This window comes from Streptomyces sp. NBC_01190 (assembly GCF_045039895.1).
Lineage (GTDB): Bacteria > Actinomycetota > Actinomycetes > Streptomycetales > Streptomycetaceae > Actinacidiphila.
In genome coordinates, this window is sequence record NZ_CP108580.1 from 5,244,044 (window position 1) to 5,266,210 (window position 22,167).

Sequence of the window (22,167 nt, forward strand, 5' to 3'; positions counted from 1 at the left end):
GAGGATGATTCGGTATGCGCCGATCAGGCGACTTCTTCTCCTCTCGCCGTACCCAATATTTCCCGATCGAGTAAGAGGAGTCGGTTGTGGGGCATACCCTGACTGAGGTGAACGACGACTCACCCGTTTATCAAGAGGAAAAGCACGACCAGCACGACACATCCGCGGTGCCGGCCTGCGTGCTCTCGGCCGAGCTGCGGGCCGAACTGATCGCCTTCCGCCGTGACCTGCACCGCCACCCGGAGCTGGCGCGGCAGGAGGTCAGGACCACCGAGAAGGTGCGGGCCCGGCTGGCGCAGGCCGGCCTCCAGCCGCGGGTGCTGCCGAACGGGACCGGACTGGTCTGCGACATCGGCCCGGCAGACCCGGCCCGCAAGCGGCTCGCGCTGCGAGCCGACCTCGACGCGCTGCCCGTCCCCGACACCAAGACCGTCGAGTACCGCTCGACGGTCGACGGGCGCGCCCACGCCTGCGGCCACGACGTGCACACCACCGTCGTCCTCGGCGCCGGACTGGTGCTCGCCGAGCTGAGCCGGCGCGGCACCCTGCCGCGCCCGGTCCGGCTGGTCTTCCAGCCCGCCGAGGAGATCATGCCCGGCGGCGCGCTGGACGCGGTGGAGGCCGGGGTGCTCGACGGGGTGGAGCGGATCCTCACCGTGCACTGCGACCCCAAGGTGGAGGTCGGCCGGATCGGACTGCGGCAGGGGCCCATCACCTCGGCCGCCGACAAGCTGAAGCTCGCCCTGGACGGTCCCGGCGGCCACACCGCCCGCCCGCACCTGACCACCGACCTGGTGATGGCCGCCGCCAAGCTCGCCACCGAGCTGCCGGCCGCACTGAACCGCAGGGTGGACCCGCGGGCCGGGATGAGCGTGGTCTGGGGCCGGATCGAGGCCGGTCACGCGGCGAACGTCATCCCGCAGCACGCCGAGATCGAGGGCACCGTCCGCTGCCTGGACCTGGTGGCCTGGCACGACGCCCCCGACCTGGTGCACGAGGTGATCGACCAGATCGCGGCGATCTACCGGGCCAAGTGCGAGATCACCTATCAGCGCGGGGTGCCGCCGGTGGTCAACGAGGCGGTCTCGGTGGAGCTGCTGCGGGAGGCGATGACCGCGCGGTACGGCGCGCAGGCCGTCGAGGACACCGAGCAGAGCCTGGGCGGCGAGGACTTCTCCTGGTACCTGGAGCAGGTGCCCGGCGCGCTGGCCCGGCTCGGCGTGCGGGCCGTCGGCGACACCGCGCGGCACGATCTGCACCGGGGCGACTTCGATGTGGACGAGGGCGCGATCGCGGTAGGCGTGGACCTCTTCACCGCGGCGGCGCTACTGTCCTGACACGGGGCGTCCCGACACGGGGCGGCGATGGCGGTCGGCCGCCGCCGTCGCAGCCCCGCGAACGCCGGTGTACTGGGGATCTGACACCGGGTGAAGCATCCGCTACGGGTGCTTCACCTGGCTGAAATGCGTCGATCCGATAACAGGTCTTCATTCGGTCTTTACCTGACATCTACGCGCGTTAAGCTCCGGGCTTAGCCAGCGCCGGATGGGGCGCTTCCAACTGAAGGGGACCCTCTTGCGCCGGGTATCCAAGATAGCTGCCGCGGGTGTGGTGTCCGCGGCCCTCGCGCTCACCGCGACCGCGTGTGGCAGCAGTTCCACCAGTTCGGGCAGTGGCAAGGACAAAGGCGTAGGCATGGCCTACGACGTCGGCGGCCGTGGCGACCACTCCTTCAACGACTCCGCCGCGCGTGGCATGGACAAGGCCGACAAGGAGTTCAAGCTCGGCACCAAGGAGCTGACCGCCAGCAACGGCGAGACCGAGTCCGACCGCGAGCAGCGGCTCGACTCGCTGGCCGCGGCCGGCTACAACCCGGTCGTCGCGGTGGGCTTCACCTACGGCGACGCGGTCACCGCCATCGCCAAGAAGTACCCCAAGACCACCTTCGGCCTGGTCGACTCCGTGGTGGACGCGCCCAACGTCGACAGCATGGTGTTCGCCACCGAGCAGAGCTCCTACCTCGCCGGTGTCGCCGCCGCCCTGAAGAGCAAGACCGGCAAGGTCGGCTTCATCGGCGGTGTGCACAACACCCTCATCGGCACCTTCGACGCCGGCTTCGCGCAGGGCGTCAAGGACACCAAGCCGTCGGTGACGGTCACCCGCCAGTACCTCTACGAGACCGACACCAAGGGCTTCAACGACCCGACGTCGGCCCAGGGCAAGGCGCAGGGCATGCTCGACAGCGGCGTGGACGTCATCTACACGGCGGCCGGCCTCTCCGGTGACGGCTCCATCCAGGCGGTGGCCGCCAAGTCCGGCGCCTGGGCGATCGGCGTGGACTCCGACCAGTACCAGGACCCGGCGCTGGCCAAGTACAAGAACAGCATCCTCACCTCGGCGATCAAGAACGTCGACGTCGCGGTCTACGACCTGATCAAGTCGGTCAAGGACGGCAAGCCGAAGACCGGCACCAACTCGTACACCCTCGCCAACGGCGGTGTGTCGGTGTCCACTTCCGGCGGCTTCATCAGCGACATCCAGGCGCAGCTCGACGCCGCGAAGCAGAAGATCGTCTCCAAGGCGATCACGGTCAGCAGCACTCCGTGATCCAGGGAACCTCGGGCTCGACCACGAGCCGATGAGAAGCGTGTGACATGAGGCTCGGCGGGGGTTGTTTGCGCACCCCCGCCGAGCCTTGTCGACGTGTGGCCCCGTCCCGTCACGGCTAGGGCGTGTGTGCCAGGCGCCGTGAGACTGGGGGCACCTCCCAGCGGTAGCTGGGGGAGGGACTTCTAACACACGCCCTAGGGGTCCCGCGATACGTTCGCCCCCACTGACCGAGCACTGCCCGAGCCTTTCCCCCGAGGAGAGTGCGCCATCAACGCGTCCACGAGTCCACCCACGCCGCCCGAGTCCGCGCCGCCGTCCACCCCGGCCGTCCAACTGCGGGGAATCACCAAGCGCTTCCCCGGTGTCGTCGCCAACCACGACATCGACATCACCGTGCGCAGCGGCACCGTGCATGCCCTCGTGGGCGAGAACGGCGCCGGCAAGTCCACCCTGATGAAGATCCTCTACGGCATGCAGAAGCCGGACGAGGGCACCATCGCCATCAACGGCGAGCAGGTGACCTTCGGCGACCCCGGCGCCGCCATCGCCCGCGGGATAGGCATGGTGCACCAGCACTTCATGCTCGCCGACAACCTCACCGTGCTGGAGAACGTCGTTCTCGGCAGCGAGAAGCTGCACGGCATCGGCGGCCGGGCCCGTAACCGGATCCGGGAGATCTCCGACGCCTACGGGCTCGGCGTCAAGCCGGACGCGCTGGTCGAGGACCTGGGGGTCGCCGACCGGCAGCGGGTGGAGATCCTCAAGGTGCTCTACCGCGGCGCCCGGATCCTGATTCTGGACGAGCCCACCGCCGTGCTGGTGCCGCAGGAGGTGGACGCGCTCTTCGACAACCTGCGGGAGCTGAAGGCCGAGGGCCTGACCGTCATCTTCATCTCGCACAAGCTGGGCGAGGTGCTGTCGGTCGCCGACGAGATCACCGTCATCCGGCGCGGCACCACGGTGGGGAACGTCGACCCGCGGCAGACCACCACCAAGCAGCTCGCCGAGCTGATGGTGGGCAGCGAACTGCCCTCGCCGGAGACCCGCGAGTCCACCGTCACCACCGAGCCGATGCTGACCGTCGAGGGGCTGCGGCTGGCCGCGGTGGACCCGGACGGCGTCGAGCGGATCGTGCTGGACGACATCGGCTTCACCATCCACAAGGGCGAAGTGCTCGGCATCGCGGGCGTCGAGGGCAACGGCCAGGCGGAACTGGTCGAGGCGATCATGGGAATCCGGGTCCCCGACACCTGCACGCTGGTACTGGACGGCAACGACATCTCGGTGGCGCCCACCCGCAGGCGGCGGGAGGACGGCATCGGCTACATCCCGGAGGACCGGCACCGGCACGGGCTGCTGCTCGAAGGCCCGCTGTGGGAGAACCGCATCCTCGGGCACGTCACCGAGCGCCCCAACAGCAGGGGCTTCCTCATAGACCCGGGCGCGGCCCGCCGCGACACCGAGCGGATCGTCCGCGAGTACGACGTACGCACTCCCGGCATCGAGGTCACCGCGGCGTCGCTGTCCGGCGGCAACCAGCAGAAGCTGATCGTCGGGCGGGAGATGAGCCATCTGCCCAAGCTGCTGATCGCCGCGCACCCCACCCGGGGCGTGGACGTCGGCGCGCAGGCGCAGATCTGGGACCAGATCCGGGAGGCCCGGCGCGAGGGGCTCGCGGTGCTGCTGATCTCCGCCGACCTGGACGAGCTGATCGGGCTCTCCGACACACTGCGGGTGATGTACCGGGGCCGGCTGGTCGCGGACGCCGACCCGGGCACCATCACCCCGGAAGAGCTGGGGTCCGCCATGACCGGCGCCGCCTCGGGACACCTGGCCGGCGAGGCGGCCGAGGCCGGCGGGACCGAAGAGGCGCCCGCCGGGCCGCCCACCGTCCCGCACCAGGCCACGGCGGCCGAGGGAGCCGAGGGAGAGGACCGATGAAGAAGTTCGACAAGGACCGGCTGATCCTCGGGATCGCCGCCCCCGTACTGGCCGTGGTCGGGGCGCTGATCGTCACCGCCCTGGTACTGCTGGCCACCGGCAAGGAACCGTTCCACGCGTTCAACGTGATGGTGGACTACGGCAGCAAGTCCGACAGCCAGGTCTACATCCTCAACAAGGCCACCACGTACTACCTGGCCGGCCTCGCCGTCGCCGTCGGCTTCCGGATGAACCTGTTCAACATCGGCGTGGACGGCCAGTACCGGCTCGCCGCCTTCTTCGCCGCGGCGGTCGGCGGCGCGCTGTCGATCCCCGGGGTGATCCAGATCCCGGTGATCATCCTCACCGCCATGGCGGTCGGCGCGGTCTGGGCCGCGATCGCCGGTGTCCTCAAGGTGACCCGGGGCGTCAGCGAGGTCATCTCGACGATCATGCTCAACTCGATCGCCGGCATCGTCATCGGCTACTTCCTCCAGGACGGCCGGCTCGGCGTGCTCGACAAGAACGCCAACATGGTCTCCACCAAGCCGATCCCGGCCGGCAGCCACCTCTTCAACTTCAGCACCGCCAGCGGTCCGGTGGTCGGCTTCATCGTCTTCGCGGTGCTGGCCGGCGTCCTGTACTGGTTCGGCCTGTCCCGCACCCGCTTCGGCTTCGACCTGCGGGCGGTCGGCCGCTCCGAGTCGGCCGCCGCGGCCAGCGGCGTCAACGTCAAGCGGATGGTCATCACCAGCATGCTGATCTCCGGCGCGATGGCCGGCCTGGTCGGCCTGCCCACGCTGCTCAACCAGTCGTACGACTACGGCACCGACTTCCCGACCGGCATCGGCTTCACCGGTATCGCGGTCGCCCTGCTCGGCCGCAACAACCCGGTCGGCATCGGCATCGGCGCCCTGCTCTGGGCGTTCCTCGAACGCGCCTCCAACGGCCTGGAGTTCGAGGGGTACGACAAGGAGATCGTCGGCGTCATCCAGGGCGTCATCGTGCTCGCGGTCGTCATCGCCTACGAACTCGTACGCCGCTACGGCCTGACCCGGCAGCAACGCCAGGTCGGCGCGGAACTCGCCGCCGCCGGCTCCGACGACAAGCAGGAGGTGACGGCGTGACTGCCACCGCGACCACCCAGACCCCGCCGCCGGCGACGCGCCGCCCCGGCGGCGGCGTCAACGGCCGCTTCAAGCTCACCCTGCCGGTGATCCTGCTGATCGTCGCCGCGGCCCTGATCCTGGTCTCCGCGGTACGCGCCATCACCGGCGCCGAGGACGTGACCTCGGCCGGACAGGTGGCCGGCGCGCTCTCCGGCGCGGTCCCCATCGGTCTGGCCGGGCTGGCCGGCCTGTGGTCGGAGCGGGCCGGCGTGGTCAACATCGGGCTTGAGGGCATGATGATCCTCGGCACGTTCTTCGGCGCCTGGGCCGGCTGGCAGACCAACCCGTGGCTCGGCGTGCTGGCCGGTGTGGCCGGCGGCGTGCTCGGCGGCCTGGTGCACGCGGTCGTCACCGTCACCTTCGGCGTGGACCACATCATCGCCGGTGTCGCGATGAACATCCTCGCCACCGGCGTCACCGCCTACCTCGCCAAGCGCCTGTTCAACGTCGGCGAGGCGGCGCAGAAGGGCGGCACCCCCAAGCAGTCACCACCGATCGACGACATCAAGCACTTCACCGTGCCAGGGCTCTCCCACTGGCTGTCCACACTGGAGAAACACCACTGGTTCCTGGTCTCCGACCTGGCCGGGATCGTCGGCGGTGTGGTGACCAACATCTCCGCGCTCACGCTGATCGCGCTGGTGCTCTTCGTCGCGACCTTCTTCATCCTGTGGCGCACCCCGTTCGGCCTGCGGCTGCGCTCCTGCGGCGAGAACCCGGTGGCGGCCGAGTCGCTCGGCGTCAACGTCTACACGTACAAATACCTCGCGGTGATGATCTCCGGCGGCCTGGCCGGGCTCGCCGGCGTCTTCCTCGCCATCGGTACGCACTTCTACCTGGAGGGGCAGACCGGCGGCCGCGGCTACATCGGCCTCGCCGCGATGATCTTCGGCAACTGGCGGCCGGGCGGTCTGGCCATGGGCGCCGGGCTCTTCGGTTACGCCGACAGCCTCCAGCTCCGCAACGGCGGCCCGTCCGTGCACGCGCTGCTGCTCCTGCTGGCGCTGCTGCTGCTCGCCATGGCGGCCTGGAAGTTCTACCGGGGCGCCCGGCTCGGCGCGGCGATCGCGCTCGGCTTCGCGGTGCTGCTGGCACTGTGGTACTCGCTGACCGACTCGGTCCCGGACGAGGTCGTCCAGGCCACGCCGTACGTCGCCACGCTGCTGGTGATGGGCCTGTCGGCGCAGCGGCTGCGGATGCCGAAGGCGGACGGGCTGCCATACCGGAAGGGACAGGGCGGGTAAATGGGTTCCAGTGCTTCGACGGCCGCCGCGGCCGCGGTGGACTGGGCGGCGCTGCGCGGCGCCGCCCGGGCGGCGATGGAGCGGGCGTACGCGCCCTACTCCGGCTTCCCGGTCGGCGCGGCGGCGCTCACCGACGACGGCCGCACCGTCGTCGGCTGCAACGTCGAGAACGCCGCCTACGGGGTCGCGCTCTGCGCCGAGTGCGGGCTGGTCTCGGCGCTGCACGCCTCCGGCGGCGGCCGGCTGGTCGCCTTCACCTGCTCCGACCTGCGGGGCGCGGTGCTGATGCCCTGCGGGCGCTGCCGGCAACTGCTCTGGGAGCACGGCGGCCCCGACCTGCTGGTCGACACGGTCCGGGGGGTGCGGACGATGCGCGAGGTGCTGCCGGACGCCTTCGGGCCCGAGGACCTGGAGCGCTGACCGGCCGGGCCGCCGCCCGGCGCCGTGCCGCGTGCGGTGCCGGCCGGTGTGCTGATGTTCTGTCCGCCCGCTCGAACTACTCGCTGGGAAGTTGTCACCGTGAACGCCGACGCATTCGACGCCGTCTCCGTCATCCGTACCAAGCGCGACCGCGGTCGGCTCAGCGACGAGCAGATCGACTGGGTCATCGACGCCTACACCCGGGGCGCGGTCGCGGACGAGCAGATGTCCGCGCTCGCCATGGCCATCCTGCTCAACGGGATGGACCGCGCCGAGATCGCCCGCTGGACGGCGGCGATGATCGCCTCCGGGGAGCGGATGGACTTCTCCGGGCTGTCCCGGCCCACCGCGGACAAGCACTCGACCGGCGGCGTCGGCGACAAGATCACCCTGCCGCTGGCCCCGCTCGTCGCCGCCTGCGGCGCCGCCGTCCCGCAGCTCTCCGGGCGCGGCCTCGGCCACACCGGCGGCACGCTCGACAAGCTGGAGTCGATCCCCGGCTGGCGCGCCTCGCTCTCGGGCGACGAGATGCTCGCCGTCCTCGGTGACGCCGGCGCGGTGATCTGCGCCGCCGGGGACGGGCTCGCGCCCGCGGACAAGAAGCTCTACGCGCTGCGGGACGTCACCGGCACGGTGGAGTCGATCCCGCTGATCGCCTCCTCCATCATGTCCAAGAAGATCGCCGAGGGCACCGGATCGCTGGTGCTCGATGTGAAGGTCGGCTCCGGCGCCTTCATGAAGTCCCTCGCGGACGCCCGGGAGTTGGCCGCCACCATGGTCGGCCTCGGCAACGACCACGGGGTCCGCACGGTGGCCCTGCTCACCGACATGTCCGTACCCCTCGGGCGCACCGCGGGCAACGCCCTCGAAGTCCGGGAATCGGTCGAGGTGCTGGCCGGCGGCGGCCCCGCCGACGTCATCGAACTCACCCTCGCGCTGGCCCGCGAGATGCTGGACGGGGCCGGTCTGCCGGACGCCGACCCGGCCGAGGCGCTGGCCGACGGCTCGGCCATGGACGTGTGGCGCCGGATGATCCGCGCCCAAGGCGGCGACCCCGACGCCGAGTTGCCGGTCGCCCGCGAGACCCAGGTGGTCACCGCGGCCTCCTCCGGCGTGCTCACCGGCCTGGACGCCTACGCGGTCGGTGTCGCGGCCTGGCGCCTCGGCGCGGGCCGGGCCCGCAAGGAGGACGCGGTCCAGGCCGGGGCCGGCGTCGAACTCCACGCCAAGCCGGGCGACCGGGTGGTGGCCGGCCAGCCGCTGCTCACCCTGCACACCGACACCCCGGAGAAGTTCCCCTACGCCGAGGAGGCGTTGGCGGCCGCGGTGACCATCTCGGCCTCCGCCGGGGCGGATCCCCGGCGGATCGTGCTGGACCGGATCGACTGAGCCGCGAATAACGCGCCCCCGGGCCCGGCTCGAAGTGACCCCGGCCCGGGCCCGGCCCCCGGCCGGTCGGTCCAGGCGCTCTCGCTGCCCCCGCGGGCCGGCCGGGTCTCAGGCGCGCAGGGAGCGGCCGAAGCCCGCGGCCAGGGGCATCCGCAGGCCGAGCGGCGGGGGCGCGGCCAGCGCGTCCGCGATGGGACGCGCGTAGGGGCGCTCCAGCAGCGAGCCCAGCACGAAGTCGCCTGCGAGCGCGAAGACTTCGGCCCGGTGCGGGTGCAGGCCGTGGCCGGCCGAGTGGACCTCGAACCGGCAGATCCGCTGGTTGACCTTCTTGATCCGTTCGGCGAGCTGGTAGGAGAGATCGGGGTCGGTGGACTCGTCGTTGGTGCCGTGCGCGATCAGCACCCGGCGCCCGATGAGCTGCTTCACCGGCTCGGGTTCGTCGTCCCGCGGCAGCCAGGGGGCGAGCGCGACGACCGAGGTCACCGCCGGGTGCCCCGCGGCGTGCAGCGCCGCCCGCGCGCCCATGTCGATGCCGACCAGGCACACCGGCACGTCACCGTAGCGGCGCACCGCCTCGCCGACCGCCCACTCCGCGTCCTCCGCCGGATGGGCGTGGCCGCCGTTCCAGCCGCGGAAGCGGTAGTGCACGAGGTGGGCGGCCACCCCCTCGGCCGCGCCGGCCCGCACCAAGTGGCGGGCCAGCGGCCAGATGAGGGCGGCGGCCATGGGGGAGCGGCGGCGGGTGCTGAGCGCGTCGCCGCCCGGCAGGGCGAGGACGACGGCGCGCACCGTCGCGGTGTGGTCCTGATCGCGCGGTCGGGACGGAGGTGCCAGCGGGACGGCCACCCGCCCGGGCGGCACGGCGCGCCCAAGGCGCGCGCCACGCGCCGGTAATGCTTGCGAAGCCATGGCGCAACGATCGCAGACGAGGGGGTGTGCGCAGTATGGCCGGGCGGAAAATAGTTGTTTTTTTCGATCAGAGATCTACGCGCGTAGGGACTACAGTTCGAGCATGCAGAACGTCACATCGGGCATTCCCACCCCGGAACAGATCCGCCGCGCCCCCAAGGTACTGCTCCACGACCACCTGGACGGCGGGCTGCGCCCCGGCACGATCGTGGACATCGCCCGCGCCACCGGTTACGACGGATTGCCCGAGACGGATCCGGCCGGGCTCGGCACCTGGTTCCGGGAGGCGGCCGACTCCGGTTCGCTCGAACGCTATCTGGAGACCTTCGCGCACACCTGCGCGGTGATGCAGACCCGGGAGGCACTGGTCCGGGTCGCCGCCGAGTGCGCCGAGGACCTGGCCGCCGACGGTGTGGTCTACGCCGAGATCCGGTACGCGCCCGAGCAGCACCTCGAAGGGGGCCTCAGCCTGCCCGAGGTCGTCGAGGCGGTCAACGAGGGCTTCCGGGAAGGCGAGCGGCGGGCCCGCGAGGACGGCAACCGGATCCGGGTGGGCGCGCTGCTCACCGCGATGCGGCACGCGGCCCGCTCGCTGGAGATCGCCGAACTCGCCAACGCCTACCGGGACGCGGGCGTCGTCGGCTTCGACATCGCGGGCGCGGAGGCGGGTTACCCGCCCACCCGGCACCTGGACGCCTTCGAGTACCTCAAGCGGGAGAACAACCACTTCACCATCCACGCCGGCGAGGCGTTCGGGCTGCCGTCGATCTGGCAGGCGCTCCAGTGGTGCGGGGCGGACCGGCTCGGCCACGGTGTGCGGATCATCGACGACATCGAGCGGGGGCCCGGCGGCCAGGTGACCCTCGGCCGGCTGGCCTCGTACGTGCGCGACAAGCGGGTGCCGCTGGAGATGTGCCCGACGTCCAACCTCCAGACCGGCGCGGCCGCCTCCTACGCGGAGCACCCGATCGGGCTGCTGCGGCGGCTGCACTTCCGGGTCACCGTCAACACGGACAACCGGCTGATGTCCGGCACCACGATGAGCGCGGAGTTCGGGCATCTGGTCGAGGCGTTCGGCTACACCTTCGACGACATGCAGTGGTTCACCGTCAATGCGATGAAGTCAGCGTTCATCCCTTTTGACGAACGTCTGGCCATGATCAATGAGGTGATCAAGCCCGGGTATGCCGAGCTGAAGGCCGAGTGGCTGTTCGCGCCCGGCGCGGCCGTACCGGTGGTGGCCAGCGGTTCCGTGGTCGAGCGGAGCTGATCGCGCGGGGCGCGGTGGAGCGGCGCCTGGGCCGTCCGGGGCGGCGGCACGCCGGTTGCGGGTGCCGTCACCGGCTGACTACGTTCGGCAGTTATGCAGAAGCGAACCCAGAAGACCCTCGCCACCGCCGCGCTCAGCCTGGCCGCCGTGGCCGCCGCCGCGGGCAGCGCCTCGGCCGCCGACCTGACCTCCGGCCTCAACTCGCTCCCGGTCGGCCAGGCGACCAACCTGCTCCCGGGCGCGGCGGCCTCCGCGTCCGGCGCCCAGCAGGCCCTCACCCACGCGTCCCCCACCCTCCCCACCGAGGCGGCGCACCTCCTCCCCGCCGGCAACCACCTCTCCGGCAACTCCGTCGCCCCCCTCCCCACCCTCCTCGGCGGCCTCCCCACCGGCACGTCCATCCTCAACAGCTAGCGGGGAAGAGGAGCCGTGCCCCGTCGGGGGCGCGGGGAACTGCGCGAGCAACCCCCCACCGGGCTGGAGGCCGGGACCCGGCGGAACCCCAGCGGCGGGGTGGCCCCGCAGGGGCCGAGCAAGCGCTTCCGGGCTGGGGACGTCGAACCTAAAGGGGGCGCGGGGAACTGCGCGAGCAACCCCCCACCGGGCTGGAGGCCGGGACCCGGCGGAACCCCAGCGGCGGGCGCCCCCCCGGAAGGGGCACCGCTAAGGGACCAGCCCCGCGGGAGCCCGCTCCAACGGCGCCGCCGCCGCGGCAGCGGCCTCCTCCCGAAGCCGCAACCACCGCCTCCCCCGCGGCACCAAAAGAACATGCACAACCGCCACCCCAAGCGTGTTGAGCAACAACGCGTCAACATCAAAAAGCTGCCCCGGCACCAGCGTCTGCGTGAACTCCAGCGAGAGCGACACCATCAACGCCGCGAACACCGTCCGCGCGAACGACGTCACCCCGCCCGCCCGGATCCGCCCGCCCGCCATCGGCAACAGCACCCCCAGCGGCGCCAGCAGCGAAAGCCCCGCCCCGATCCGCTGCGCCGCCTCGCCCGGCCCCATCGCCAGGTCCGCCCGAATCGTGCCCAGCGGACGGAGGTTGGGGGACGGCACCCAGGCCACGTAATGCGGCCGCAGCAGCATCCAGCCGACGAACGCCAGGTACGCCGCGGTCAGCAGCAGCCCGGCCGCGCGCACCCTGATCATGGAGCCATCGTGCCGCACGCTGTCAAGGACGCCACGACCCGCCCCACGGTTCCCGCACGAACGGAGTGCCGCCTTCCGGCCCCGACCTCCGCCCCGGCCCCGACCTCCGCCCCGACCCGTACCCAGCCCCCATCCCCGGCCGCAACTCAGCCACCGACCGGCGTCCCCGCCGTATCCGCCGCGTCCGACCGGGTGCGCAGGTCCGACGTACAGGTGTAGCGGCGCAGTTCGGTCGGCGCCGGCCCACCGAGCACCACCGAGTGGCCGGGGGCGATCACCGGATTGTCGGTGAAGGTGCAGATGATCTGGGCCAGCGCGAACGACGGCAGCTCGTCGAGCGACTGGCTGAGCCGTAGCGCCACCCTGGGATCACCCGAGGCCGGCGCCAGCAGATACAACCGGTTGCCCGGCACCGCCGTGGAGAACCCCGCCCTGGTCTCGTCGACCCCCGGGCTCCGCTGCAACTCCCTGATCAGCTCACCCGCCACCGACCACGCGCTGACCGGCGCCTCCCGCAGCTCCGCCACCCGCCGTACCCGGGTGATCTGCTGACTGCACACGAGGTAGACCGGCCTGAGCACGGTGTCCGCCGGCGGCGTCGCCGGCGCCTCGGGCACCGCGCAGGACACCCGCGACGGCGCGGGCCCGGCGTCCACCGGCACCGTCGTACTCCGGATCCCGCAGCCCGCGAGCACCGCGACCGCGGGCAGCAGCAGCGCGACCGCCCCCGTACGTATCCCGCGCCGCCGGACCGTGCCCCGCCGCACCGTACGCCCGACCGACCGTCGGCCGGCGGATATGTGGACCGGCCGCGTCTCCGCCGCCGACAGGCCAGAGCCCCCCATCACGCCACCCCCGCCGGTCCGCGTCTCGGCTCGTCCTCGCCCGCCGGGTCCGCGCCGGTCGGGCGAACCGGCAGCCGCAGCGTGAAGACCGCGCCGCCGTCGGGGCCGTTGGCGGCGGTGATGTCACCGCCATGGATGTGGGCGTTCTCCATCGCGATCGACAGACCGAGGCCGCTGCCCTCGGAGCGGGCCCGGGAGGCGTCCGCCTTGAAGAACCGGTCGAAGACGTGCGGCAGCACATCCTCCGGGATACCGGGCCCGTGGTCGGAGACCGCGATGACGATCTCTTCCCCGTCCTGCCCGTACGGCCCCTCCTGCCCGAGCTGCCCCTCATGGCCCTCATGACTTCCGCGCCCGACCTGCCGCTCCTTGCGCACCGACACCCGGACCGGTGAGCCGCCGTGCTTCAGCGCGTTGCCGATCAGATTCGCCATGATCACATCGAGCCGGCGCGGGTCGAGATTGGCCAGCACCCCGCGGGGAGCGTCCAGCTCCACCGAGTCGACCCACGCCCTGGCGTCCATGCACGCCATGATCATGTCCGCCACATCCACCTCGTCCACCCGCAGTTTCGCGGTACCCGCGTCGAACCGGGTGACCTCCATCAGCGTCTCCACCAGTTCGTTCAGCCGCCGGGTCTCACTGACCACCAGCCGCACCGCGGGCGCGATCATCGGATCGAGCGTCTCCGCCTCGTCCTCCAGCACATCCGTCACCGCGGTGATGGCGGTCAGCGGCGTCCGCAGCTCGTGGGACATGTCGGCGACGAAACGGCGACTGGCCGCCTCACGCGCGCTCAACTCCTCGACCCGCGACTCCAGCGACTCCGCCGCGTTGTTGAACGTCCGTGACATCTCGGCCAGTTCGTCGGTCCCTGTCACCTTCAGCCGGGTGTCCAGATGGCCTTCGCCGAGCCGCTGCGCCGCCTCGCCGAGCCGCCGGACCGGCCGCAGCACCGCCGAACCGGCCGCCTGCGCCAGCAGCGCCGCCCCGATCAGCGCCAGCAGCGTGGCGATCCCCAGCGACCAGGCGAGGGAGTTGAGGTCCTTGCGCTCCGCGTCCAGCGACTTGAGCATGTAGCCGGTCGGCCCGTTGCCGTTGATCCGCGCGCCCGCCACCAGATAGGGGTGGTCACGCAGCGAAATCCGCTCCCAGTGCAGGTGGTAATCGCCGTCCTTGTGCACGGTGTTGACCGCGTGCTGCAACGACTCCGGCACCGCGTCCATCGAGAACCGGTCCCGGTCCGAGGCCGCCGCGCACTGCCCGTTGTCGGGCGTGGTGTCAATCAGCACCACCTGGTACGTGTCCGGGCCGCCGATCTTGTCCGCCGCGGTGTTCAGCGAGATACAGGTCGGCTCGACCGGCAGCAGGGCGGCGTTGCGCTGCAACGAGTCGCTGAAGTCGTTGAGCGCGCTGTTCTGGGCGCGGGTCAGCACCGCGTCCCGGTTGAGCCAGTACGCGATCCCCGACACCGCGACGGCCGCGGTCAGCGCCACGACCGCGAACACCGCGACCAGCCGCAGCCGCAGGCTCGTCGTCCAGCGCAGCAGCCCGGAGACCCGGCGCACCCGGCCATCGGTCACTGAGGAGTGTCCAGCCGGTAGCCGACGCCGCGCACGGTACGGATCAGGGTCGGCGACGACGGCACGTCCTCGATCTTGGCGCGCAGCCGCTGCACACAGGCGTCCACCAGCCGGGAGTCGCCCAGGTAGTCGTGCTCCCAGACGAGCCGCAGCAACTGCTGCCGGGACAGCGCCTGGCCGGGCCGCCGGCTCAGCTCGAGCAGCAGCCGCAGCTCGGTCGGCGTGAGCTGCAAGTCCTCGCCGTCCTTGGTGACGGTCATCGCGCTGCGGTCGATGACGATCGCGCCGAAGGCCGAGGAGTCGGTGCTGTCCCGCTCGCCGCGCCGCAGCACGGCCCGGATCCGGGCGTCCAGCACCCGGGGCTGCACCGGCTTGATCACATAGTCGTCGGCGCCCGACTCCAGGCCCACCACCACGTCGATGTCATCGCTACGGGCGGTGAGCAGGATGATCGGGAGCTGGTCGGTGCGCCGGATGCGCCGGCACACCTCGAAGCCGTCGATCCCGGGGAGCATGACGTCCAGCACGATCAGGTCCGGGCGCTGCTCCTTCAGCAGCCGCAGACCGTCCTCGCCCGTGGCGGCGGACACCACACGGTGACCCTGACGCGACAGGCCGAGTTCAAGACCGGTGCGGATGGCGTCGTCATCCTCGATCAGCAACAGGAAGGGCACGCCGGACATTCTTGCCTACGCCCGGTGGGCGATGAACCCTGATCCTGTCTCGATCCGTAATCAAGTCCGGGGGGCCGGGGTGGGGGCATCGAAGACAGGAGCGCGACAGGAGCGCGGCAGGAGTGCGCGTGGGGTCACGGCAGGGGTGCGACGGGGTTACGACAGGGGGTGCGCAGGTGGTGCTGCGGGCGGGGTCGGCGAGGACACGGCTGCCCAGGCCTCTGTGACGGGCCTGTGACACTCGGCGGACAAGCCCATGAAACTGGCCCGCCAGTCTTATCCCATCGACGCGGGGAAAGCCGCACAACGGCTGCGACGCCGAAGACCACGCTGAAGGTTCCACGACGGGGGCGCGACAATGAAGACACTGCACGGCTCCACCGGTACCGCAGTTCATTCCGCGCTCTCCCGCTCGGTACGAACCGCCGAGACGGCCGGTGCCGCGAGCGCACGGGGGTACGCTCGCGGCACCGGACGCAACACCACCGCGCACCTGGTGCCGCGCCAGCGGCCGGCCTACATCACCTCGGTCGAGGCGCCGGTCGAGCAGTCGCCGGAGGTGTTGGCGGAGACCGCCGTCGAGCGGGTGCCCGGCACCGTACCGGCCGACGGGACGGACCTCACCGGGCGCCTCACGGCGGAACAGGCCGAGGCCAAGCGGGCCGAGGCGGAAGCCGCCTTCACCGCTTACGTCCAGGAACGCCGGGCCTCCCTCTACGCGACCGCCTATCACCTGACCGGTGACCGGTTCGCCGCCGAGGACCTGCTCCAGAGCGCGCTCTTCTCCACCTACCGGGCCTGGGACCGGATAAGCGACAAGGCCGCGGTCGGCGGGTATCTGCGCCGGACGATGACCAATCTGCACATCAGCGCCTGGCGGCGGCGCAAGCTCAGCGAGTACCCGACCGAGGAGCTGCCCGAGACGGTGGGGGACACCGACGAGATGGGCGGCACCGAACTGCGCGCGGTCCTCTGGCAGGCGCTGGCCCGGCTGCCCGAACAGCAGCGGACCATGCTGGTGCTGCGCTACTACGAGGGCCGGACCGACCCGGAGATCGCCGACATCCTCGGCATCAGCGTCGGCACGGTCAAGAGCAGCATCTGGCGCTCGCTGCGCCGGATGCGCGAGGACCAGGCGCTGAGCTTCGGCCACGACGAGGAAGCGGCCTTCGGCGAGCTGGTCGCGTAGCGCGGCCACGCCGGCCATTTGAGCTTTTTGACCGGGGGGATACGGGGGAGCGGGGCCGGACGGAAAGGGGGAATCCGTCCGGCCCCGTTTTTTTGCCGCGCCGCCCTATGCGTCAACCGGGACGGCCGCGGGGGTGCGGGTCGCTGCGGCCGCGGTGATGCGGAGGCGGGCCTCGGGTTGGGCGCAGGGGTGGCAGCCGAGGGCGATCTGGCGGGCGACGATCGCGCGTTCGGCGCGCAGGAGGTGCAGGCCCCGGCGGATGAGGAAGGGCACCGACTTGCGGCCCTCGCGCAGATCCCGCAGGAAGCGGCGGCGGGCGGTGGTGGTGGGTCGGCCGCGCAGGCACAGCGCGTCGGCGAGCAGCCCCAACTCCCGGCAGCGTTCGGCGATCTCCGCGGCGAAGATGCCTTCGGCCACGAAGACCGGGGCGCCCCGCAGGTCGAGGTGGGCGCGGCCGGTGGCGGCGCTGGCGGCGATGTCGTAGACGGGGGTGTCGGTGGCGCCCCGGGCGCAGAGTTCGGCCACCGCGGCGACGGCGGCGGCCGCGTGCCATGACCCGGGCGCGTCCCAGTCGACGGCGGTGGAGCCGGGCAGCAGCGGGAGGGTCGGGTCGTCGCCGTCCTTGTAGAAGTCGTCGAGGACCAGTACGGGGAGGCCGCTGTGGGCGGCGAGCGAGGACTTTCCGGAACCGGAGGGGCCGGCCAGCAGGATCACGCGGGAGCGCGGCGGGAGAGGGGTGGTTCCGTGCGCGGCTTCTGGGGAGGGTGAACTCACGGGACACCATTCTCCCGCACGACGCCGCGGGCGTGACCCGCCGGGTGAACAACTACCCTGGGCGCTCATTACGTTACTCTGGGTGCATGCTCTCTTTCCGTACCGCCGGTACCGCTTTCTTCCTGTCCGCCGCGGCGGCTGTGCTGCCCGCCGGGATCGCCGCGGCGGCGACCCCTGCCACACCCGCCACCCCTGCCACTCCGGCCCTCCCGGTGGGCGGCACCCTGACCGACACGCTCCCCGCCCAGGCGCTCCCCACCCAGTACGTCACCGGCTCGCTCGGTTACGGCATCGGCCCCGTCCGGGACCTGCGCCTTGACCCGCTCTCCAACACCGGCGTCGACCCCCTGGACAACGCGGTCGGCTCCCAGGTCGCCGACTTCCGCCCCGTCTCCACCGCCGACGCCACCTCCCCCCTCACCTCCGGCGGCTCCCTCGGCACCCTGCCCCTCGCGGGGCCGTTGACGGGACTGCTGCCGCACTGAGCCGACTCGGCGTCCGTCTCAGAGAAGGGTCGGTTTGCCGGAGCGGAACTCCGCGAGGGAGGTGACGGGGAGTACCGCGACGCCCTCGCCGGCCCCGCCCAGCGCGTCGCGGTAGGCGCACAGATCGTCCGGGTCGGAGGTGAGGATCACCGCGTGTTCGTGGCGCGCGGCGACCACCGTGATCAGCGCGTCGACCGCGTCGGGGCGCTTCTTGGCCGGCAGCGTGGCGCGGGCCGCGCCGACGCCCGCGCGTTTCGCGTCGTCGATGGTGTGTCCTGAGTGGCACACCCCGCAGTCGGGCACGCCCGTATCGGCGGCGAACAGCGTGCAGGTGGGCAGGATCCGCGCCAGCGGTGTCCAGTGGCCGGGCCGTGGCCGCCACGCCTGGGCCAGCACGGGGACCAGGACGACCGGCGGATGTGCCCCGGGCCGGCTCACCAGCCGTTCGTGGAAGCGGTGCGCCTCCGGCTCGTTCCGCTCCAGGGCGATCAGCGCGCCCGTGTCGTAGAGGAAGACGGTCACGCGGCGGTGCCGGGGCGTCGCTTGGCGAACGCGGTGTCGATCGCGTCGAGGTAGCTGTCCATCGCCGCGTCGTCCGCCGCGGACGGTTCGGTCTGCTCGGCCGGTCGTCCCTCTGCGGGTGCCTGCTCGGCGGCCCGGCTCAGCGCGTCGATCTCGGCGAACCGCGCCTTGGTCCGCCTGAGCCGGGAGACCTCGGCCAGCGCCGCCACCCGCAGAAAGGCGGAAAGCTCAAGGCCTTCCTCCTGGGCGGCGGCGCGGACCGCGGCGTCCTCGTCCGACTCGAGCGTCAGCGTCATCCGGTTCTTGGCCATACCCCCGAGCGTATGACGCCGTAAGACGCTGCCGCAAGCGGACTACACCCCGATCGGGTGCCAGACCGTCTTCGTCTCCAGCCAGGCGGTCAGGCGGGAGATGCCGGGGTCGGCGGTCCAGGATTCGGTGGGGGAGGGGCGCCGGACGCGTTTGAGGGTGTCGGCGGCGGACGCCTCCAGGTCGACGGCCAGCTCACCCGTGGCGCCGGTGAGATCGAGCGCGTTGACGTCCTGGTGGGAGGCGAGCGGCGGGGCGAGTTCCGCGGTACGGCCGGAGAGGATGTTGACCACGCCGGCCGGGACATCGGAAGTGGCCAGCACCTCGCCGAGCGAGAGCGCGGGCAGCGGCGCCCGCTCCGAGGCGACCAGCACCGCGGTGTTGCCGGTGGCGATCACCGGGGCGAGCACCGAGACCAGGCCCAGGAACGACGAGTCCTGCGGGGCCAACACCGCGACCACGCCGGTCGGTTCGGGCGTGGAGAGGTTGAAGTAGGGCCCGGCCACCGGATTCGCGCCGCCGACCACCTGGGCGATCTTGTCGGTCCAGCCCGCGTACCAGACCCAGCGGTCCACCGCCGCGTCCACCACCGCGGCCGCCTTCCCCTTCGTCAGCCCCTCCGCCTCGCCCACCTCGCGGGCGAACTGGTCGCGCCGCCCCTCCAGCATCTCCGCGACGCGGTACAGCACCTGCCCGCGGTTGTAGGCGGTCGCCCCGGACCAGCCGGCCACCGCCTTGCGGGCCGCCACCACCGCGTCCCGCGCGTCCTTGCGCGACGACAGTGGCGCGTTGGCCAGCCACGCACCGCTCCTGGAGTCCGTCACCTCGTACACCCGGCCGCTCTCGGAACGGGGAAACGCGCCCCCGACGTACAGCTTGTAGGTCTTCAACACGCTCAGCCGCACGGCTTCCCGCTTCTCTGACTTCTCGGCCTTGACGGGCTTCTCAGCCCGCTCGGACTTTTCGGCCTTCACCGCATGCTCAGCCTTCTCAGGGTTTTCAGCGTTTTCAGGGTTCTCAGGGTTCACAGCGTTTTCGGGGTGCTCAGCTTTCTCGGACGCCTTCATCGGTCGCGCTCCCCTGCTCCGGGCGCCACGGTCCCGCCGGGCGTCCCCGCCGCTCCGCCCGCCGGGGCGAGATACCCCTCAAGGCCGTGCCGGCCGCCCTCCCGGCCGTAGCCGGACTCCTTGTAACCGCCGAACGGCGAGGTCGGGTCGAACTTGTTGAACGTGTTCGCCCACACCACCCCGGCCCGCAGCTTGTTCGCCATCGACAGGATCCGCGAACCCTTCTCGGTCCAGATGCCCGCCGACAGCCCGTACGGCGTGTTGTTGGCCTTCTCGACCGCCTCCGCCGGCGTACGGAAGGTCAGCACCGAGAGCACCGGGCCGAAGATCTCCTCGCGGGCGATCCGGTGGGCCTGGGTGACCCCGGTGAAGAGGGTCGGCGCGAACCAGTAGCCGCTGGTGGGCAGTTCGCACGCCGGGGCCCAGCGCTCGGCGCCCTCCGCCTCGCCCGCCTCGGCGAGCGCGGTGATCCGGGCGAGCTGCTCGGCGGAGTTGATGGCGCCGATATCGGTGTTCTTGTCCAGCGGATCACCGACCCGCAGCGTGCTCATCCGCCGCTTGAGCGCGTCGAGCACCTCGTCGTGCACCGACTCCTGGACCAGCAACCGCGAGCCCGCGCAGCAGACATGGCCCTGGTTGAAGAAGATGCCGTTGACGATGCCCTCGACGGCCTGGTCGATGGGGGCGTCGTCGAAGACGATGTTCGCCGCCTTGCCGCCCAGCTCCAGGGTGACCTTCTTGTCCGTGCCCGCGACCGCGCGGGCGATCGCCCGGCCGACCTCGGTGGAACCGGTGAAGGCGACCTTGTCCACGTCCGGGTGGGCGGCCAGCGCGGCGCCCGAGTCCCCGTACCCGGGCAGAATGTTGACGACCCCGCGGGGCAGCCCGGCCTGCCGGCAGATGTCGGCGAAGAAGAGGGCGGACAGCGGGGTGGTCTCGGCGGGCTTGAGCACCACCGTGTTGCCCGCGGCCAGCGCCGGGGCGATCTTCCAGGCCAGCATCAGCAGCGGGAAGTTCCACGGGATGATCTGGCCGGCCACGCCGAGCGGGCGCGGATCCGGACCGTATCCCGCGTAGGCCAGCTTGTCGGCCCAGCCCGCGTAGTAGAAGAAGTGCGCGGCCACCAGCGGGAGATCGAGGTCGCGGGTCTCGCGGATCGGCTTGCCGTTGTCCAGTGACTCCAGCACGGCCAGTTCGCGGGCGCGTTCCTGGAGGATGCGGGCGATCCGGAAGAGGTACTTGCCGCGTTCGGCGCCCGGCAGCGCGGACCACGGCTCGAATGCCGTGCGGGCCGCGCGTATCGCGCGCTCCACATCCGCCTCGCCGGCCCGGGCGACCTCGGCGAGGACCTCCTCGCTCGACGGGGAGACCGACTTGAAGACCCTGCCGTCGGCGGACTCGGTGAACTCGCCGTCGATGAAGAGCCCGTAGGAGGGCGCGAGGTCGAGGATCGCGCGGGATTCGGGCGCGGGGGCGTACTCGAAGGCCATGAATCAGTCCACCGTGACGTAATCGGGGCCGGAGTACCGGCCGGTGCTCAGCTTCTGACGCTGCATCAGCAGATCGTTGAGCAGGCTGGAGGCGCCGAAGCGGAACCAGTCGGGGGTGAGCCAGTCGTCGCCGACGGTCTCGTTGACCATCACCAGGTACTTGATCGCGTCCTTGGCGGTGCGGATGCCGCCGGCCGGCTTGACCCCGACCTGGACGCCGGTCGCCTCGCGGAAGTCGCGGACCGCCTCCAGCATCAGCAGGGTGTTGGCCGGAGTGGCGTTCACCGCGACCTTGCCGGTCGAGGTCTTGATGAAGTCGGCGCCGGCCAGCATCGCCAGCCAGGAGCAGCGGCGGATGTTGTCATAGGTGGCCAGTTCGCCGTTCTCGAAGATCACCTTGAGGTGGGCGCGGGTGCCTGCGCCCGCGGCGCTCCCCTTGGGCCGGACGCAGGCTTCCTTGACCGCCTGGATCTCCTCGAAGACGTCCATATAGCGGCCGGACAGGAACGCGCCCCGGTCGATCACCATGTCGATCTCGTCGGCCCCGGCCGCGACCGCCTCCGCGGTGTCCGCGAGCTTGACGTGGCGGGCCGCCCGGCCGGAGGGGAAGGCGGTGGCCACCGAGGCCACCGCCACACCGCTGTCGGCCAGCGCCTCCTTGGCGACCGCCACCATGTCCGAGTAGACGCAGATGGCGGCGACCTGGGGCGCGGTGCGGTCGGTGGGGTCGGGGCGGACGCCCTTGGCGCACAGCGCGCGGACCTTGCCGGCGGTGTCGGCGCCTTCCAGCGTGGTCAGGTCGATCATCGAGATGGCGAGGTCGATGGCGTACGCCTTCGCCGTCGTCTTGATCGACCGGGTGCCGAGGCCGGCCGCCCGGGCTTCGAGCCCGACGGCGTCGACCCCGGGCAGTCCGTGCAGAAAGCGGCGCAGCGCGCTCGCGGACGCCGTGGCGTCCGCGAAACCGGCCAGCTTCCCCGGGGCGTCGGGTGCGTATGCGGGAACAACGGAGGACATGGTCACCACACCACCATATCTACGCGCGTAGCAGCTCCGCCACCCTTGTGGGAAGCCTCTCTGGAGGCTTTCCCGGCGGCGGTGCCGTCCTGGGCGGCGGTGACACGGGGCATGAGCGGTAGCATA

The 22,167-nt window shown here is 71.6% G+C and carries 22 protein-coding genes; 11 read left to right on the forward strand and 11 right to left on the reverse strand.

The features are described from left to right. The first annotated feature begins 167 nt into the window (after positions 1 to 167). From OG519_RS22065 to OG519_RS22095, 7 genes are all read left to right on the forward strand, one after another. Positions 168 to 1,337 (forward strand): amidohydrolase, encoded by a 1,170-nt coding sequence (locus OG519_RS22065; protein ID WP_405592893.1) that lies wholly within the window; start codon positions 168 to 170, stop codon positions 1,335 to 1,337. Between the two features lie 238 nt (positions 1,338 to 1,575). Continuing rightward, on the forward strand, positions 1,576 to 2,607 hold the full coding sequence (locus OG519_RS22070; protein WP_405586649.1) for a BMP family protein: 1,032 nt from the start codon (positions 1,576 to 1,578) through the stop codon (positions 2,605 to 2,607). A 270-nt stretch (positions 2,608 to 2,877) separates the two neighbouring features. After that, complete coding sequence (locus tag OG519_RS22075) at positions 2,878 to 4,551, forward strand: ABC transporter ATP-binding protein (protein WP_405592895.1); 1,674 nt, start codon at positions 2,878 to 2,880, stop codon at positions 4,549 to 4,551. Next, positions 4,548 to 5,657, forward strand: a complete 1,110-nt coding sequence (locus tag OG519_RS22080) for an ABC transporter permease (protein ID WP_405586652.1) — start codon at positions 4,548 to 4,550, stop codon at positions 5,655 to 5,657. The genes OG519_RS22075 and OG519_RS22080 overlap by 4 nt, the downstream gene beginning before the upstream one ends. Beyond that, positions 5,654 to 6,943 carry an ABC transporter permease gene (locus tag OG519_RS22085; protein WP_405586655.1) on the forward strand — a complete coding sequence of 430 codons (1,290 nt, stop codon included), beginning with the start codon at positions 5,654 to 5,656 and terminating at the stop codon, positions 6,941 to 6,943. The genes OG519_RS22080 and OG519_RS22085 overlap by 4 nt, the downstream gene beginning before the upstream one ends. Beyond that, a complete protein-coding gene (locus tag OG519_RS22090) occupies positions 6,944 to 7,363 on the forward strand; it encodes a cytidine deaminase (protein ID WP_405586658.1) in 420 nt (139 codons plus the stop codon). Positions 7,364 to 7,462: 99 nt separating this feature from the next. Next, positions 7,463 to 8,752 carry a thymidine phosphorylase gene (locus tag OG519_RS22095; RefSeq protein ID WP_405586660.1) on the forward strand — a complete coding sequence of 430 codons (1,290 nt, stop codon included), beginning with the start codon at positions 7,463 to 7,465 and terminating at the stop codon, positions 8,750 to 8,752. 108 nt (positions 8,753 to 8,860) lie between these two features. Here OG519_RS22095 and OG519_RS22100 read toward each other — a convergent pair whose 3' ends face one another. After that, positions 8,861 to 9,661 (reverse strand): alpha/beta hydrolase, encoded by an 801-nt coding sequence (locus tag OG519_RS22100; RefSeq protein WP_405586663.1) that lies wholly within the window; start codon positions 9,659 to 9,661, stop codon positions 8,861 to 8,863. Between the two features lie 103 nt (positions 9,662 to 9,764). Here OG519_RS22100 and OG519_RS22105 point away from each other — a divergent pair, with 103 nt between their 5' ends. Both OG519_RS22105 and OG519_RS22110 read left to right on the forward strand, forming a co-directional pair. Then, positions 9,765 to 10,931: an adenosine deaminase gene (locus OG519_RS22105; protein ID WP_405586666.1), complete on the forward strand. Its 1,167-nt coding sequence runs from the start codon at positions 9,765 to 9,767 to the stop codon at positions 10,929 to 10,931. A gap of 93 nt (positions 10,932 to 11,024) precedes the next feature. After that, complete coding sequence (locus tag OG519_RS22110; RefSeq protein WP_405586668.1) at positions 11,025 to 11,345, forward strand: ATP-binding protein; 321 nt, start codon at positions 11,025 to 11,027, stop codon at positions 11,343 to 11,345. A 249-nt stretch (positions 11,346 to 11,594) separates the two neighbouring features. On the opposite strand, the gene OG519_RS22115 is transcribed toward OG519_RS22110, so the two are convergent. The 4 genes from OG519_RS22115 to OG519_RS22130 all read right to left on the reverse strand — a co-directional run bounded on the left by OG519_RS22115 (position 11,595) and on the right by OG519_RS22130 (position 15,188). Then, positions 11,595 to 12,086, reverse strand: a complete 492-nt coding sequence (locus tag OG519_RS22115; protein ID WP_405586671.1) for a VanZ family protein — start codon at positions 12,084 to 12,086, stop codon at positions 11,595 to 11,597. 146 nt (positions 12,087 to 12,232) lie between these two features. Continuing rightward, entirely contained in the window at positions 12,233 to 12,931 is a 699-nt protein-coding gene (locus tag OG519_RS22120; RefSeq protein WP_405586673.1) for a hypothetical protein, read from the reverse strand. After that, a complete protein-coding gene (locus tag OG519_RS22125) occupies positions 12,931 to 14,514 on the reverse strand; it encodes an ATP-binding protein (protein ID WP_405586676.1) in 1,584 nt (527 codons plus the stop codon). Before OG519_RS22125 ends, OG519_RS22120 begins: the two co-directional genes overlap by 1 nt. Next, complete coding sequence (locus tag OG519_RS22130; RefSeq protein ID WP_405586678.1) at positions 14,511 to 15,188, reverse strand: response regulator; 678 nt, start codon at positions 15,186 to 15,188, stop codon at positions 14,511 to 14,513. The genes OG519_RS22125 and OG519_RS22130 overlap by 4 nt, the downstream gene beginning before the upstream one ends. Before the next feature lie 358 nt (positions 15,189 to 15,546). Between OG519_RS22130 and OG519_RS22135 the strand changes: the two genes are divergently transcribed. Continuing rightward, on the forward strand, positions 15,547 to 16,377 hold the full coding sequence (locus tag OG519_RS22135; RefSeq protein ID WP_405586680.1) for a SigE family RNA polymerase sigma factor: 831 nt from the start codon (positions 15,547 to 15,549) through the stop codon (positions 16,375 to 16,377). A gap of 105 nt (positions 16,378 to 16,482) precedes the next feature. Here the strand turns inward: OG519_RS22135 and OG519_RS22140 are convergent, their stop codons facing one another. Next, entirely contained in the window at positions 16,483 to 17,220 is a 738-nt protein-coding gene (locus OG519_RS22140) for a hypothetical protein (RefSeq protein WP_405586683.1), read from the reverse strand. A gap of 17 nt (positions 17,221 to 17,237) precedes the next feature. Here OG519_RS22140 and OG519_RS22145 point away from each other — a divergent pair, with 17 nt between their 5' ends. Continuing rightward, positions 17,238 to 17,636 carry a hypothetical protein gene (locus OG519_RS22145; RefSeq protein WP_405586685.1) on the forward strand — a complete coding sequence of 133 codons (399 nt, stop codon included), beginning with the start codon at positions 17,238 to 17,240 and terminating at the stop codon, positions 17,634 to 17,636. An 18-nt stretch (positions 17,637 to 17,654) separates the two neighbouring features. Here OG519_RS22145 and OG519_RS22150 read toward each other — a convergent pair whose 3' ends face one another. The 5 genes from OG519_RS22150 to deoC all read right to left on the reverse strand — a co-directional run bounded on the left by OG519_RS22150 (position 17,655) and on the right by deoC (position 22,041). Further along, positions 17,655 to 18,158 (reverse strand): hypothetical protein, encoded by a 504-nt coding sequence (locus OG519_RS22150; RefSeq protein ID WP_405586688.1) that lies wholly within the window; start codon positions 18,156 to 18,158, stop codon positions 17,655 to 17,657. Continuing rightward, the gene (locus OG519_RS22155; RefSeq protein WP_405586690.1) at positions 18,155 to 18,469 is read right to left on the reverse strand and encodes a hypothetical protein; all 315 of its coding nucleotides are present in this window, start codon (positions 18,467 to 18,469) and stop codon (positions 18,155 to 18,157) included. The genes OG519_RS22150 and OG519_RS22155 overlap by 4 nt, the downstream gene beginning before the upstream one ends. A gap of 42 nt (positions 18,470 to 18,511) precedes the next feature. Next, complete coding sequence (locus OG519_RS22160; protein ID WP_405586692.1) at positions 18,512 to 19,441, reverse strand: aldehyde dehydrogenase family protein; 930 nt, start codon at positions 19,439 to 19,441, stop codon at positions 18,512 to 18,514. An 89-nt stretch (positions 19,442 to 19,530) separates the two neighbouring features. Further along, positions 19,531 to 21,024 carry an aldehyde dehydrogenase family protein gene (locus OG519_RS22165; protein WP_405586695.1) on the reverse strand — a complete coding sequence of 498 codons (1,494 nt, stop codon included), beginning with the start codon at positions 21,022 to 21,024 and terminating at the stop codon, positions 19,531 to 19,533. A 3-nt stretch (positions 21,025 to 21,027) separates the two neighbouring features. After that, complete coding sequence (gene deoC / locus OG519_RS22170) at positions 21,028 to 22,041, reverse strand: deoxyribose-phosphate aldolase (RefSeq protein ID WP_405592897.1); 1,014 nt, start codon at positions 22,039 to 22,041, stop codon at positions 21,028 to 21,030. Between the last annotated feature and the right edge of the window lie 126 nt (positions 22,042 to 22,167).